Source organism: Aureitalea sp. L0-47 (assembly GCF_026126405.1).
Taxonomy (GTDB): domain Bacteria; phylum Bacteroidota; class Bacteroidia; order Flavobacteriales; family Flavobacteriaceae; genus Pukyongia.
Genome location: NZ_JAFMTQ010000062.1, coordinates 1 through 338 on the forward strand (window position 1 = coordinate 1; position 338 = coordinate 338).

A 338-nucleotide genomic window follows, 5' to 3' on the forward strand; every position below is an offset into this window, starting at 1 on the left:
TGACACCGTACACCGGACAAAATAATAGTTGATTCGTTTATTTGTTGATTTGTTTATTCGAAACCATCAACTTCAGACTTCCGACTTCCGACTTCCGACTTCGGACTTCCGACTTCTGACTTCCGACTTCCGACTTCCGACTTCCGACTTCCGACTTCGGACTTCCGACTTCCGACTTCCGACTTCCGACTTCCGACTTCGGACTTCCGACTTCCGACTTCCGACTTCCGACTTCCGACTTCTGACTTCTGACTTTTGACACCGTACACCGGACAAAATAATAGTTGATTCGTTTATTTGTTGATTTGTTTATTCGAAACCATCAACTTCAGACTTCC

Annotated in this window: 1 protein-coding gene; it reads right to left on the bottom strand. The window is 45.3% G+C overall.

Annotation, left to right across the window (positions count from 1 at the left end; genetic code table 11):
• Nucleotides 1-37: 37 nt before the first annotated feature.
• A complete protein-coding gene (locus J1N09_RS15470; protein ID WP_265201184.1) occupies nucleotides 38-262 on the bottom strand; it encodes a hypothetical protein in 225 nt (74 codons plus the stop codon).
• Nucleotides 263-338: the final 76 nt, after the last annotated feature.